Source organism: Enterococcus sp. AZ128, from assembly GCF_051714485.1.
Classification (GTDB): domain Bacteria; phylum Bacillota; class Bacilli; order Lactobacillales; family Enterococcaceae; genus Enterococcus_A.
In genome coordinates this window covers 422,492-436,544 of sequence record NZ_JBIORZ010000001.1, presented here as the reverse complement: position 1 = coordinate 436,544, position 14,053 = coordinate 422,492, and the positions used below count along the sequence as shown (strand labels likewise).

Below are 14,053 nucleotides of genomic sequence, written 5' to 3'. Positions count from 1 at the left end.
GCTCCAGCCTTTTTTTGTCAGTTTTTTTCCCGCTTTAGCAGGTTAGTAAAATAAGAAAAGCCGGCCCACTATTTTTTAAGCACAATTAGTAGATTGGCAGTCGAAAATTGAACTTCTTTTGTAGAAATGATTCTGTTTAAAAAATTAAGAAAAAGGAAACCTATTTAAACTTTTTTTTCAAATATGATAAGATGAATTAAATTTGTTACAGACATGGAGGATGTGTAATGGGGTTACGAAGTCAACTGGCGATCTCAGCCGGCAAGACCGCCCAATGGGTATTAAGAACGTTCTTTAAAGGTGGGTCAAGCTATCCTGGACAGCTTGCCTTGAAGATGGATCCAAAAATTTTAGATACATTAGTTAAAGATTATAAAGTGGTCGTCGTAACAGGTACGAACGGAAAAACATTGACCACCGCTTTGACCGTAAATATTTTAAAACAGGAATTTGATTATGTATTGACGAATCCAACGGGTGCCAACATGGTACAAGGGATCGTTTCGACCTTTTTAAATGCCAAAGGAAAAAAAGGCGGCAAAAAAATCGCTGTTTTGGAAATCGACGAAGCTAGTTTGAGCAAGGTCACAGAGTACATCAAGCCCGAGCTTTTCTTATTCACTAATATTTTCCGTGATCAAATGGATCGTTACGGCGAAATCTATACGACGTATAAATTAATTGTTGATGGTGCTGCAAAATCACCTAGTGCTCCTATTTTGTGTAACGGTGATTCACCGATTTTCAATTCGCTGGAAACCATCAACCCTAGAAAATATTATGGGTTCGATCATTTACCAGATAAAGACCAAGATGCACACTACAATACGGACGGTTTGCTTTGTCCAAAATGTCAGCACATCTTAAAATACAAAATGATCACTTACGCAAATCTTGGAAAATACTATTGTCCAAACTGCGGCTTCCATCGTCCAGAATTAGATTACAAATTAACAGAGATGAAAGCTATGGACAACAAATCATCTGAGTTTGTGATCGATGGGCAAGAATATAAGATTGAAGTCGGCGGGATGTACAATGTTTATAATGCACTTGCTGCGACGGCAGTAGCGGAATACTACGGTGTTTCTAAAGAAAAAATCAAGCGCGGCTTGGGCTATGATGAAAAAGTCTTTGGACGTCAGGAAGAAATTGAGATTGACGGTAAAAAATGTACGCTGGTCTTAGTAAAAAACCCGGTCGGCTTAAATCAAGTCATCGACATGATCGGTTTAGCTCCCTATCCTTTTTCCCTAGTATCATTGCTGAACGCTAACTATGCTGATGGAATCGATATTAGTTGGATTTGGGATGGAAATCATGAAGCGTTCGCAGAAATGGCCATTCCTGCTGTGATTGCAGGCGGTGATCGTCATACTGATATGGCGCTGCGCTTGAAGGTCGCGGGAATTCCTGAGGATACGCTGACGGAGACAGAAAGCTTGACGGATGTTATCGAAAAGATCAAACTGTTGCCGACAGAGCACGTATATATCTTGGCAACTTATACTGCTGTTCTGCAGTTACGTAAAGAATTAGCCCAAAAAGGCTACATTGATGGAGGTATGGATCGTGGCTAAATACGAATTAAACTTAGCGCATTTGTACGGAAATTTATTAAATACTTACGGCGATAACGGAAATCTCTTGACCCTGAATTATTACGCGAAACAAATGGGGATCGACATTCATTCGGAAATTGTCAGCATCTATCAAGATTTTGACTCTGACAAATTCGATTTTGTTTTTATCGGCGGCGGTCAGGATTACGAACAGGTCATCGTCTCAAAAGATATCCAAGATAAAAAAGAAGCATTAACTAAATACATCGAAAACGATGGCGTGCTGCTTTCAATTTGTGGCGGCTATCAATTGCTTGGTCATTATTACATTGGCGCAAATGGTGAAAAAATCGATGGTATTGGAGCTTTGGATCATTATACCTTGAGTCAAGATAACCATCGCTTTATCGGAGATATCGAGATTCATAATGAGGAGTTCGGTGAAACCTACTACGGCTTTGAAAACCATAATGGACGAACTTTCCTAGGCGAAGGCGAACGTCCTCTTGGCACGATCGTCAAGGGTAATGGAAATAATGGTGAAGATCAAGGTGAAGGCGTCATTTATAGAAATGTTTATGGCTCGTACTTCCACGGACCAATTTTAGCCCGTAATAAATCTCTTGCTGTTCGTTTGCTCCATACTGCTTTAAAAAATAAATATGGTGAAGATGTGGACTTGCCAGAAATAGCATAAATAAAAAATGACCATCGGCGAAATGCTGATGGTTATTTTTTCGCATGCAAAAAAGTGTTCAGTTTTAGATACTGAACACTTTTAGAATCCCTCTATTTTTTTCCTGGAGTTGAAGCAATGATTTTCATTTCGCCTTCAACTTTCCATTCCATAATTTGTGCTGGTAAAATACAGCTTGTACCAGGTTTCATTTCATAGCTTTGACCATCAACGATCAAATTGCCATACCCTTCAACAACGGTCACTAAAGTATAATCGCCTTCTTTTTTAAGCGAAAGCTCACCAACAACATCCCATTCATAAACATTGAAGAAATCCGTCTTCAAATAGGTAATTACAGAGGACGTGCCCTTTTTACTTTCAGATACTTCCAATTCAGGGCTGATCGCAGGTACTGTTGTCACATCAATTGATTGTTGGATATGCAACTCACGTGTATTTTCCTGGTCATCTTTGCGATCATAGTCATATACACGGTAGGTCGTATCTGAGCTTTGCTGTGTTTCTAATATCATGATGCCTTTACCGATCGCATGAATCGTCCCGCTTGGTACATAGAAGAAATCACCTTTTTTTACAGGTACGCGCCGCAAAAGATCATCCCAGCGTCCGGCTTCGATCATTTCTGCTAATTCTTCACGAGATTTCGCATTATGCCCATAAACAATTTCAGAACCTGGTTTTGCGTTAATGATATACCAGCACTCCGTTTTCCCTAATTCCCCTTCATGTTTTAACCCATAGCTGTCATCAGGATGAACTTGGACAGACAAATCATCTTCTGCATCTAGAATTTTGGTCAACAATGGGAAAACGTCACCTTCTGCATTCCCAAACAATTCCCGATGATCATTCCAAAGATCACTGACTTTAGAGCCTTTATACGGACCATTCTCTACAGTACTAACGCCATGAGGGTGTCCGCTGATCGCCCAATCTTCCCCGATTTTGTCATTAGGAATATCAAAACCAAAAACGGTATGCAACTGATCTCCGCCCCAAATCTTTTCTTGAAAAACTGGTTTTAAAAATAATGGTTCCATGATTTTTGCTCCTTTTTCATCTTAAAGTTTTTATTTTTGATAGATTTTTACTCGCTCATTCAAATAGCAGGCTAAGATGTCATCACGATGAGCCACATAGCTCTCACGATGATCTTCCGTATGGACACGATTTGACAGAAAAATGAAAGCTGATTTCTTTACGACATCCAGCATCAAGAAAGTGCCTGTATACCCTGTATGAAAAAGTAACGGTGATTGATCTAACGGACTGAACTTCAAATCCCAACCAATCGAACGCTTTCCTTCTTGCGTTGGTGTCTGATCATGAAGCAGTTCGAAAACTGTCTTGTCATGCAAATAAATAATATCGCTAACACGTCCAAGATTCAAATACATTTTTGCAAATTTACTTAAATCTTTCATATTAGTAAACAGGCCAGCATTTCCGGCATGAGATCCTAGGACTCGTGCTTTTGGATCATGGGTTAGACCTTTTAAAATCGTTCCATCAGCAAATTTCTGCGTGGGGACAATTTTATCATACGGCGGTTGAGGTAAGAAGCCGCTATCAGCCATTCCTAGCGGCTGCAAAACATCTTCTTTAAAAACTTCGATTGCATCTTGTTGATAGATTCTCTCAATCAGAAAACCCAATAGAATTGTTCCGGCATCGGTATATTGAACGACTTCACCAAGTCTGCCTCCAGGCTGTAACGTCAAATAAGCCGCACGCAGCTCTTCTGCGTTCAATTGATCGCGATCAGGAATATAGGTCTGAATATCTGACGTATGCGTTAACAAATGTCGTAATGTAATTGTCTCATTTTGAAATTCTGGCAGCAGCTCATGAAGTGTCTGATCCCAAGAAAGCTTCCCTGCTTCTTTTAGCTTTAACATTACAGTCGTCGTACAGACAACTTTTGTTAAGGAGGCCACATCAAAAAGCAACTCTTCCTGCATGGCAATTTCTGTTGGTTCAACTTGTGCACTGCCCAAAACGTTTACTTCCTCTTCCTCACCCTCAATAAAGCAAAAAACAGTCCCAGGAAAAACACCTTTTTGAAGTTTTGCTTCTATTAAGCGAAGTGTTTCAGGATACATAGCGCCCCTCCTTAAAAATATTTCCTAAAAAAGTATAGCATAAAACAGAAAACGAAAACTTTTTAGACTCTAATTAAGATAAAAAATAAAACCGCGATTTCTCGCAGTTTTATTTTTTGCTATTTTAATACGAACCACCATTCAATGCCTGCAGCATCATAAAGCGTAATCAAAGATTTCTTTTTGTCACAGAAATAATCTAACTGCTCATCACTCAAGTGTTGGCACAATTCTTGAAGTTTCGTTTTTGAAACTTTAAATTGTAAAAAGTCCAAGCCTAGCACCTTATCTGTTGGTAGATCAATCGTACCGCCTGTCGCAGTAGTTAAGCCCACATTAAACTCACCGCGGTTCAATGATAATTCCTCATCACTTTCATCATGTACCTTCAACCCTAGAATATCCGCTAGAAACGCTTGCTGTTTTTTCATGTTGCTGACATTTAAATGAATCTTGTCAAAATAAGCCTCATGGATTTTTTCACGTTTCGTCGCTTTCTTCGCTAATTCCTTAAAGTCAATGTTGATTGGCTCTGATGTTGAACGTTCTTTACTAGGAGCATAGAAAATTTCAATCTCATTTCCCTCAGGGTCTTCAAAGAGCAAACCCTTTTCTTCATCAGCTTGCAGCGCTGATTTGACTGGATAGTTTTCTTTTTCTGCTCGATAATAAACGTTCGCTAACTCTTCTACATTAGGTACAACCAATGAAACCCGTTGCATTTTTTTGATCTCGCCACGATGTTCATCTGCACGCGGACTTTCCTCCAACCAAAGCAGTTCGCTGGCTGGATCTTTGTATCCTAGAATCGCTAATTCGTTTTCTTCCCGCAATAAGTGCAGTCCAATAATATCACGATAGAAATGAATCATTCCGTCACGGTCTCGTACGCGAATGGCGATCGTTTTTAAATTAAGATTCCCTACATGAAAATTTCCCATTGTTCTCTTCCCTCCATCACTACTATTCTAACGATGCCATTTGATTCACGCAAGCAATATCCTTTGATAAAAAGAGAGTTCTAAAATCTTTCTATTTAAGCGAGCCGATTTTATAGACAAGAGAAGCGATTTTTTAATAAATTCAAGAATAATGCTTATCAATTTTTTCTTAATCTGAGTTTTTTTTGAATGATTCCTTTACTTTTTGTCAAATTCCAGTAAAATGGCTATGATAACACTTGTAATAAGACAATATATATATTAAAGTTGGAATCAATCTTAGGAAAGAAAAGGTTGTAAAGAAAGATGAACTATTCAGTAACAACAAAAGAATTTATGACGCTTGCCGCTAAAGAACCCGTGGATGTTTTGGACTTGAGAGACCCTGATTTTAATGATTCCTTTGATTTATTAGAGGGATCGAATGTTTCCCGTATTCCGTTGACCCAATTGCCTAATCGTTTAGACCAGCTTGACAAAGGTAAAACGTATTACCTATTTACTCAATTCGGCGTTCGTTCGAAAACGATGGCGCAATTTTTAACAAAGGAAGGCTTCCAAGTGGTAAATGTGATTGGTGGTACTTCTGCTTATAATCAATATCTTGCAAGTTAACAAAAAATGTTTCTTACCGTCTATGACAAGCAGATAAATTGTTTGTTTTAGATATATTGTGTAGGATTCGTTTGTAACTAAATTTAAGGAGTGTTAGTTTTGGCAAATGTTTTAGTAGTAAATGCTCACCCGCTAGCTGCAGAAGACTCACAAACTGTAACTATTTTGGACACTTTTATTGAAGCACATCAAGCAAGTCATCCAGAAGATGTTTTCACCATGTTAGATTTGTATTATACAGATCTCCCTGAGATTGACGGCGACCTGCTATTAGCCTGGAAATCGTTGCAAAAGGGTGCTGATTTTACCGAATTAAGTAATATTCAACAAGAAAAGGTTCGCGTTTTCAATGAATTTACTGATCAATTTTTAGCTAGTGAAAAAATCGTTATCGCCAATGCTTTATGGAATTTAAATATCCCAACAAAATTAAAAGCTTGGTTCGACACGATTAACGTCGCAGGTAAAACCTTCAAATACACTGCAGAAGGTCCTACCGGATTAATTACAGATAAAAAAGCTCTTCATATACAATCAAGTGGCGGTACATATAACGGTCAGGATTTCTCAGCGCAGTATGTTAAGGGGATTTTGAATTTTATCGGTATCACTGAGTTTGATTCCATTTATATCGAAGGTGCGGATTATGATCCAGCTAGAGCACCTGAGATTATGGCAGCAGCAAAAGAAAAAGCCAAATCATTGGCTGCACAGTTTTAGCCAATTTTTGTTTTGGCAAATAAAAAAATCCTGTCGATCATTCATCGACAGGATTTTTTTCTGAATCTTCATAAAGATTGGATACTTTTTTGTACCATTCAAAGACATGTATCGCAATAACTTTCGCTACCGCATAAAATGGAATCCCCAAAATCACCCCAGTAATTCCAAAAATCTTCCCTGCTGTTAACAGGACAAACATAATCGTCACCGGATGGATCTCTAATTGATTGCCTAATACTAGCGGCGACACAATCCGTCCTTCAATCGTCTGTTCAATTGTAAAGACAATAATTACTTTGACCAGCATGATTGGACCAGTAACGATGGCGATAAAGACTACAGGTACCATCGCTAAAAATGATCCTAAGTAAGGTATCAAGTTTAGGAATCCTGCTAGAATCCCCAACGTGATCGCGTAATTCATTCCCACTAACGAGAACCCGATAATAAACATCACTGCAACTGCAAATGCTACCGTTAACTGGCCACGAATATAAGAAGCTAGTTGAGAGTTCATTTCAGTCATAACACGTAATGTCGGCTTCCGCGTTTTAGTGGGCAAAAACTTAAGGATATACGGTGCCAACTGATCACCGTCTTTCAATAAGAAGAACAGGATAATCGGTGCAGTGATCAACGCGATAACCACTGTAGCTAATGTTGAAACAACACTGCCTAATCCCTGCAGAGTCACACGAGAAAGATTTTGCGCCGTCTCTGTCAAAGACTCCAATATTTTCTGCAAACTATTGTCAATATGCTGTTGAAATGGTTTGAAGGATGGGTCTTTAAAAATCTCACTTATTTTATCACTGATCGTATCAAAATATCCCGGCAGGCTTTTCATCATAGAGCCGATTTGTTCTCTGATTTGAGGAATAATGACCACGATTCCCCAAATAAGTAATGCAACGACCGCTATGAAAAGAACGATGATCGCAAGTGTTCGCTTTAGTCCTTTTCTTTCTAAGAAATTGACCACCGGATTCATCAAATAATAAAGAATACCCGCAATGACTATCGGAAGACCTACAATCGCAAAAAATTGTCCGACTGGTTCAAATAGATAAGACACTTTTGTAAAGACCAGCGCGATCAAGAGCAGCAGTAATACAATAATCAATGCCACAACGACTTGGCTGTTTAAGAACCATTTCCAAAACCAAGAAGTCTTTTGCGTTAATTTCTTTTTATCCACTCACTCACACTCCTACTGATAGCTAATTTTCATCCCAACTTCCAAATCTGGAAGCTTTTCTGGGGTGACATATATTCCATTTGGGATCACTCCGACGTCTTCTTGGAAGAAAACAGTCGCGTGCCCAATCTCATTTAGATTTTCATTCGCTAATGGTCCTACACCATTTACTTGGTAAACCTGATCTCCAAAAGTCAGTTGACCACCCTTTTTCAACGTGATCAATTCTTCGTCGAGCTTTTTCTGAACGATCGAAACATCCAACAAATCTGGTGTGATCGTTTCACCAAAAAGAACCAAGATATTTTCATCATTAATCGCATTTTTTCCAATTTGAGTAATTTCTGTCACTGTCATACGTCACGCTCTTTTCTCGTTTATTTTTCAATTATATCATAAAGTTAACGCTATCCAAGCGGGAATAAACTTGCTAAAATGGACATACAATGAAGGAGGTTTTTTGATGATCCACAAAATAATTCTAGGTACCTATACAAGACGCATCAGTCAAGGCATTTATCAAATCGAATTGGATACTGCGACTGAAACGTTAAACAATTTGGTGCTACTAACGGAAGAAACAAGTCCTACTTATCTTACAAAGAGTAAAAATGATTTTCTATACTCGGTAACGAGTCGCGATGATCAAGGTGGACTTTCTAGTTATGATCCTCAAAATAAATTTTTAAATGCGGTAACCGAAGAAGGCGCTTCACCTTGCTATGTAGCTGTCGATGAGGTACGTCAATTGGTTTATGGTGCGAATTATCATAAAGGCGAGTTGAATACTTATAAAATCAAACCGGACGGCTCACTTGAAGCCGCAGCTGCCCTTTTCCATAAGGAACCAACTGGACCTCATAAAAATCAAGACAAAGCGCATACTCATTATACAGATCTTACACCAGATCAACGCTTAGCTGTTTGTGATCTTGGTACAGATCGGCTATACACGTATGACGTCAGTGAAACTGGCGAAGTAGATGAAGTGGCTGTTTACGTTGCGGAACCTGGAACTGGGCCACGCCATTTGGTATTCCACCCTAGTGGTGACATTGCGTATCTATTCGGTGAATTAGACATCAGTGTCAGTGTCTTAGCCTACGATAAAACAGACGGCAGCTTTACACAAAAACAAAAGGTTTCTACTTTACCCAAAGAGTTTGATGGCGAAAATGGCGGCGCGGCGATCCGTGTCTCTAACGACGGACGTTTCTTATACGCGTCAAATCGCGGACACAATTCGATTGCAGTCTTTGCTATTGCTGAAGATGGTTTAAGCATTGAGTTGATTCAAAACATTTCGACTGAAGGAGATTTCCCAAGAGATTTTGCTTTAAGTCCAGACAACAAATACGTCGTCGCTGCTAACCAAAATAGCGACAACTTAACACTCTATCGCCGTGATAACGAAAACGGTCTGTTAACAATGATTCAAAAGGACGTTTTTGCTCCTGAGACTGTTTGCGTGTACTTTGATTAAGAAAGGAACGACTTATGGATAAAGAAGCAGTTATCGAGCGGCTGAAGAAAGATTTGGGGTTACCAAACTTTAAAGGCCGGCTAGAAGAAAAAGAATACACCGAAGAAGAATATCAAAAAATCAAAAACGATTTAAATGATTATTTTGAAAACTATGTAAGAAATATTGAAAATTAAAAAAGCTGGTCTCCATTGAATTCACTTGGAGACCAGTTTTTTTACTGTTCTTGTATCTCTATTTTTAAGATTTAATTACTAACGTCTCTTTCTTTATAAAACTGCTAAAAGCAGAACTGACAACTATCTCAATATCTTGGAATTCATTTTACCAAAAAACGGAAAAATGAGTCTAATTGTCATTACGCATATCATTCTGCTAAACGGTTTGTTCCTTTTATTTATAATATTTCAATAATTGGACCTCATACTAAAAAAACTGCTAAAAGCAGAACTGACAACTATCTCAATATTTTGGAATTCATTTTACCAAAAAACGGAAAAATGAGTCTAATTGTCACTACGCATATCATTCTGCTAAACGGTTTGTTCCTTTTATTTATAATATTTCAATAATTGGACCTCATACTAAAAAAACTGCTAAAAGCAGAACTGACAAAAAAGCACCGATCGGCAAATCGGTGCTAAAGGAGTATTACTTAAATGCAATGAAAAAGAAAAGGTTGTTATTGGTTATGAAATAATCATACCTGATGCTTCTCCATTTGTATTTAAAATAACGTTATAATAAAATTAGAAAACTTTTGTTCTCTTTGGATTTTAGATTGCTTCTTATTTCAATAACAGATTGGTGATTTTTTGAATTGTTTTATAAATCGTATCTGTCGCAGCATCTTGTTTCTTCTCCGCTGCATTAAAAGCCTCTTCATTTATTTCAGGCAATAAACTATCCGTCATTTCTTGGCACCCGGCTACATATTGAATGTACGCTTTCTCAAAGCTTTTATGATTTCCCATTACTTTTGCCGGTGCTTTTAACATGCTGATTTTTTCTAGATTTAATTGATAGAACTGCGTTCCCTCTTTAAATAATTCATGAATTTCAGATAAATGTTCTTGATCGAAATCGGCCACTTTCTTTTCATCTAACGCTGTACGGATTTCTTCATAACTAGGGTGTAAGCGTTCACCCATTTTCTCTGTATTTTGGACGATTTCGTTGATTTCTCTCGCATAAAAACCTGTATTAGGTCGCATTGATCGATTCCTACTTTCTATCTTTTGATATCTTCATTTTACCGATTTTTACTCAATATGCAAAGCGGCTCAGAAAATATTAAGAAATGACTTCATTTCTGTCTTAATTGATGGTACCCTTTTAAGAAATATAATTCTTTGGGAGGTTGGTTTATGGATACGATCATTCGAAATTGGCAGCTGGGCGATGCAAAGGCTTTAGCGGGAATGTTAAATAATAAAAAAATTCAAGATAATTTAAGAGACGGGCTCCCCTTTCCTTATACTGAAAAAGATGCACTGGATTTTATTCATGAAATGCTTGCAGCCGACCCAACGAAAACTTTTGCATTTGCGATCGTTAATGGTGAAAATGAGGCGATCGGCAGCATCGGCGCTTTTCGCTGTGAAAATATCCATCGCCAAACAGCTGAAATGGGCTATTACTTAGCTGAAAATTATTGGGGGCAAGAGATCGGAACAAAAGCTGCCAAGCAGCTGACAGATTATATTTTTGCGGAAACAGATATTATTCGAATATTCGCGGAACCATTCTCAACGAACCGAGGCTCCTGCCGTGTACTAGAAAAATGCGGTTTTCAATTCGAAGGGACACTACGGAAAAACGCAATAAAAAATGGTGAATTAAAAGATATGCAAATGTATGCATTGATCAAATAAAAAGATCGCATGAAAACCAGCAAAATTGGTTTCATGCGATCTTTTCGTTACTTTATTTTTTTTGTGCTCCTCGTTGGAATGCTTTTACTATTTCAACGATTGGAATGATCGCAAAGGATGCCCCAATTACGATTCCCCATTGGTATAAATCAAGATGAGCAACACGGAAAATATCGTTTAGTCCTGGAACAACGATGATCACCATCATCAATACAAAGGATAGCAGGATCGCCCAGTTGAAACTCTTGTTGCGGAACGGCCCAACTTTAAACAATGATTGATGAACGGATTTCACGTTGAAGGCATGGAACAACTGCATCAATCCTAATGTCGCAAAGGCCATCGTCAATGCATCAGAATGGATATCCGCATAGCTTGTATGAACCGGCCATTGAATCGCAGACCAGTAAACAAACAAGACTGTGCCCGCTTCTAAAATCCCTTGGTAGATGATACTAGAGAAAACACCACCAGAGAATAGGTTCGAGCTGCGGCCGCGAGGTTTGTGCTGCATCAAATCTTTTTCAGCAGGTTCCATCCCTAACGCAATCGCTGGGAATGTGTCAGTTACCAGGTTAATCCACAACAAATGGATAGGTAATAAGGTATCCCAACCAAGTAACGTTGCAATAAACAGGGTCAATACTTCACCCAAGTTCGCTGCTAACAAATACTGAACCGCTTTTTGGATATTTGAGAAGACTTTACGTCCTTCTTCAACTGCTACAACGATTGTCGCGAAGTTATCATCGGCAAGAACCATGTCAGAAGCACCTTTAGAAACTTCCGTACCCGTGATCCCCATACCAATTCCGATATCAGCTTGTTTCAAGGCTGGTGCATCATTGACACCATCACCAGTCATTGCAACCACTTTGCCTTCTTTTTGCCATGCTTTCACGATACGAACTTTGTGTTCTGGCGAAACGCGGGCATAAACCGAGTAATGTTCAACTTTTTGCGCAAATTCTTCATCAGACATTTCGTTTAATTGCGCACCAGTCAAGACGGAGTCGTCATCACCTTTTTCGATGATCCCTAGACGAGCAGCGATTGCTTCGGCAGTATCCTTGTGGTCTCCGGTAATCATAATTGGACGCACGCCGGCTTCTTTAGCCACACGTACTGCTTCGGCTGCTTCCGCACGTTCTGGGTCGATCATGCCGACTAAACCAGCAAAGATCAAATCATTTTCGACGATCTCAGATTCCAATTCAACTGGAACGTGATCAACGTACTTGTAAGCCATCCCTAACACACGTAACGCTTGTTGGGCCATGTCTTTGTTATTCGCTAAAATATCTTGTTTTTCTTTGTCCGTCATAGGTACAACTTGACCATTTAACAGAATTTGAGACGCACGATCGAGCAAGACATCTGGGGCACCTTTAACAGCAACCAGAATTTTTCCATCTTTTTCTTCATGCAGCGTGCTCATTAATTTACGATCTGAATCAAAAGGCAACTCACCAACACGAGGTTCTTCAGCTACTTTTTCACGGACATCAAAGGCGTTGTTCAAACCAAATTGTACCAACGCAGTTTCTGTCGGATCACCGATCAAACTACCGTCTTGAGCAATTTTTGTATCATTGGCATAGTTCATGACTTTCATCGCCATACTGTCGCTAGGAACTTCACCATGCGCATCAAATTGATGGTTATCAACATATAATTTTTCAACCGTCATTTGGTTTAGAGTTAATGTACCTGTTTTATCTGAAGCAATGATATCCGTTGAACCTAATGTTTCAACCGCAGGCAATTTACGAATCACAGAGTTCCGTTTAGCCATCACTTGTGTTCCTAAAGCAAGGATGATCGTAACGATCGCAGGCAGTCCTTCTGGGATAGCCGCAACCGCTAATGAAATAGACGTTAACAGCATATCAACCCAAGAAGTATCATTAAATACGATTCCGACAACAAACATAATCACTGCGATGATGATGATCGCGATCGTCAAGAATTTACTTAACTGATTTAAGTTCGCTTTCAACGGTGTTTCTGTCTCATCTGCTTGTGCCAGCATACCGGCAATTTTTCCGACTTCGGTGTTCATTCCAGTGTTGACTACAACACCTTTACCACGACCGTAAGTCACATTACTATTTGAATAAGCCATATTGACACGATCACCAATACCAACTTCACCATCATTAATCACAATCAATTCTTTTTCAACTGGAACAGATTCTCCTGTCAACGCTGCTTCTTCAATTTTTAAAGAAGCGACTTCGATCAAACGCAAATCTGCTGGTACTACATCGCCAGCTTCCAACATCACGATATCGCCAGGAACAAGGTCTGTTGATTTTACAGAGCTTATATGACCGTCTCGTAAAACATTCGCATTTGGCGTTGACATTTCACGCAATGCTTCAATAGCTTGCTCAGCCTTGGATTCTTGCACCACACCCATCACCGCATTGATAATCACCACGGCCAAGATAATGATCGAGTCTACCACTTCATGAGAAACAACTGCGGAGATGATTGCCGCAAACAATAAGACAATAATCATCAAATCTTTAAACTGTTCCATGAAGCGAGCGAACATACTTTTCTTTTCGCCCTCTTCTAATTCATTCAAACCAAACTCGCCTAGGCGCTTTTCTGCTTCAGCAGATGTTAACCCTTCTTCTGTTGTTTGAACTTCTGCTAAAACCTGTTCTGTTTCCTCAGTGTAATAAGGCTTTATCAGTTGTTGTTTTTTCTCCTCCGACATTATTATCCTCCTTAAATTAGTGTTCCTTTTGGAAGTAAAAAAAATAGACTTGTGTATGCGAAAGACACATACATAAGTCTCACTATTTAAGACAACACCAGAAAAATATCTTTTTCTTGCTGGTGGC

Annotated in this window: 14 protein-coding genes; 7 read left to right on the top strand and 7 right to left on the bottom strand. The window is 39.0% G+C overall.

Annotated elements, in window-relative coordinates; translation table 11 throughout:
* Positions 1-227: 227 nt before the first annotated feature.
* Both IGI38_RS01980 and IGI38_RS01975 read left to right on the top strand, forming a co-directional pair.
* Positions 228-1,580, top strand: a complete 1,353-nt coding sequence (locus IGI38_RS01980) for a MurT ligase domain-containing protein (RefSeq protein WP_438726043.1) — start codon at positions 228-230, stop codon at positions 1,578-1,580.
* Positions 1,573-2,259, top strand: coding sequence for a type 1 glutamine amidotransferase (locus tag IGI38_RS01975; protein WP_438726041.1), 687 nt, complete (start codon positions 1,573-1,575; stop codon positions 2,257-2,259). Before IGI38_RS01980 ends, IGI38_RS01975 begins: the two co-directional genes overlap by 8 nt.
* A 92-nt stretch (positions 2,260-2,351) precedes the next feature.
* On the opposite strand, the gene manA is transcribed toward IGI38_RS01975, so the two are convergent.
* From manA to IGI38_RS01960, 3 genes are all read right to left on the bottom strand, one after another.
* Positions 2,352-3,305 (bottom strand): mannose-6-phosphate isomerase, class I, encoded by a 954-nt coding sequence (gene manA, locus IGI38_RS01970; RefSeq protein ID WP_438730242.1) that lies wholly within the window; start codon positions 3,303-3,305, stop codon positions 2,352-2,354.
* A gap of 27 nt (positions 3,306-3,332) precedes the next feature.
* A complete protein-coding gene (locus IGI38_RS01965) occupies positions 3,333-4,364 on the bottom strand; it encodes a serine hydrolase domain-containing protein (RefSeq protein WP_438726038.1) in 1,032 nt (343 codons plus the stop codon).
* A 119-nt stretch (positions 4,365-4,483) separates the two neighbouring features.
* Positions 4,484-5,305, bottom strand: a complete 822-nt coding sequence (locus tag IGI38_RS01960) for a VOC family protein (RefSeq protein WP_438726036.1) — start codon at positions 5,303-5,305, stop codon at positions 4,484-4,486.
* A gap of 306 nt (positions 5,306-5,611) precedes the next feature.
* On the opposite strand from IGI38_RS01960, the gene IGI38_RS01955 reads away from it, so the two are divergent.
* Complete coding sequence (locus IGI38_RS01955; RefSeq protein WP_438726033.1) at positions 5,612-5,920, top strand: rhodanese-like domain-containing protein; 309 nt, start codon at positions 5,612-5,614, stop codon at positions 5,918-5,920.
* 99 nt (positions 5,921-6,019) lie between these two features.
* Positions 6,020-6,640 carry an FMN-dependent NADH-azoreductase gene (locus tag IGI38_RS01950; protein WP_438726030.1) on the top strand — a complete coding sequence of 207 codons (621 nt, stop codon included), beginning with the start codon at positions 6,020-6,022 and terminating at the stop codon, positions 6,638-6,640.
* A 37-nt stretch (positions 6,641-6,677) separates the two neighbouring features.
* Here IGI38_RS01950 and IGI38_RS01945 read toward each other — a convergent pair whose 3' ends face one another.
* Both IGI38_RS01945 and IGI38_RS01940 read right to left on the bottom strand, forming a co-directional pair.
* On the bottom strand, positions 6,678-7,841 hold the full coding sequence (locus IGI38_RS01945) for an AI-2E family transporter (RefSeq protein ID WP_438726027.1): 1,164 nt from the start codon (positions 7,839-7,841) through the stop codon (positions 6,678-6,680).
* Positions 7,842-7,853: 12 nt separating this feature from the next.
* Entirely contained in the window at positions 7,854-8,198 is a 345-nt protein-coding gene (locus IGI38_RS01940; protein WP_438726024.1) for a PTS glucitol/sorbitol transporter subunit IIA, read from the bottom strand.
* Between the two features lie 106 nt (positions 8,199-8,304).
* Here IGI38_RS01940 and IGI38_RS01935 point away from each other — a divergent pair, with 106 nt between their 5' ends.
* Positions 8,305-9,324, top strand: coding sequence for a lactonase family protein (locus tag IGI38_RS01935; RefSeq protein ID WP_438726021.1), 1,020 nt, complete (start codon positions 8,305-8,307; stop codon positions 9,322-9,324).
* A gap of 14 nt (positions 9,325-9,338) precedes the next feature.
* Positions 9,339-9,500: a hypothetical protein gene (locus tag IGI38_RS01930; RefSeq protein ID WP_438726018.1), complete on the top strand. Its 162-nt coding sequence runs from the start codon at positions 9,339-9,341 to the stop codon at positions 9,498-9,500.
* A 612-nt stretch (positions 9,501-10,112) separates the two neighbouring features.
* On the opposite strand, the gene IGI38_RS01925 is transcribed toward IGI38_RS01930, so the two are convergent.
* Positions 10,113-10,538, bottom strand: a complete 426-nt coding sequence (locus IGI38_RS01925; RefSeq protein ID WP_438726016.1) for a hypothetical protein — start codon at positions 10,536-10,538, stop codon at positions 10,113-10,115.
* A gap of 153 nt (positions 10,539-10,691) precedes the next feature.
* Here IGI38_RS01925 and IGI38_RS01920 point away from each other — a divergent pair, with 153 nt between their 5' ends.
* Positions 10,692-11,198: a GNAT family N-acetyltransferase gene (locus IGI38_RS01920; RefSeq protein WP_438726014.1), complete on the top strand. Its 507-nt coding sequence runs from the start codon at positions 10,692-10,694 to the stop codon at positions 11,196-11,198.
* 52 nt (positions 11,199-11,250) lie between these two features.
* On the opposite strand, the gene IGI38_RS01915 is transcribed toward IGI38_RS01920, so the two are convergent.
* The gene (locus IGI38_RS01915; RefSeq protein ID WP_438726012.1) at positions 11,251-13,926 is read right to left on the bottom strand and encodes a calcium-translocating P-type ATPase, SERCA-type; all 2,676 of its coding nucleotides are present in this window, start codon (positions 13,924-13,926) and stop codon (positions 11,251-11,253) included.
* Positions 13,927-14,053 lie beyond the last annotated feature (127 nt).

Bases quoted from the DNA above. Each gene is read 5' to 3' on its own strand.
- IGI38_RS01980 (WP_438726043.1), top strand. From the start codon at position 228: ATGGGGTTACGAAGTCAACTGGCGATCTCAGCCGGCAAGACCGCCCAA.
- IGI38_RS01965 (WP_438726038.1), bottom strand. From the start codon at position 4,364: ATGTATCCTGAAACACTTCGCTTAATAGAAGCAAAACTTCAAAAAGGT.
- IGI38_RS01960 (WP_438726036.1), bottom strand. From the start codon at position 5,305: ATGGGAAATTTTCATGTAGGGAATCTTAATTTAAAAACGATCGCCATT.
- IGI38_RS01955 (WP_438726033.1), top strand. From the start codon at position 5,612: ATGAACTATTCAGTAACAACAAAAGAATTTATGACGCTTGCCGCTAAA.
- IGI38_RS01940 (WP_438726024.1), bottom strand. From the start codon at position 8,198: ATGACAGTGACAGAAATTACTCAAATTGGAAAAAATGCGATTAATGAT.
- IGI38_RS01935 (WP_438726021.1), top strand. From the start codon at position 8,305: ATGATCCACAAAATAATTCTAGGTACCTATACAAGACGCATCAGTCAA.
- IGI38_RS01930 (WP_438726018.1), top strand. From the start codon at position 9,339: ATGGATAAAGAAGCAGTTATCGAGCGGCTGAAGAAAGATTTGGGGTTA.
- IGI38_RS01925 (WP_438726016.1), bottom strand. From the start codon at position 10,538: ATGCGACCTAATACAGGTTTTTATGCGAGAGAAATCAACGAAATCGTC.
- IGI38_RS01920 (WP_438726014.1), top strand. From the start codon at position 10,692: ATGGATACGATCATTCGAAATTGGCAGCTGGGCGATGCAAAGGCTTTA.
- IGI38_RS01915 (WP_438726012.1), bottom strand. From the start codon at position 13,926: ATGTCGGAGGAGAAAAAACAACAACTGATAAAGCCTTATTACACTGAG.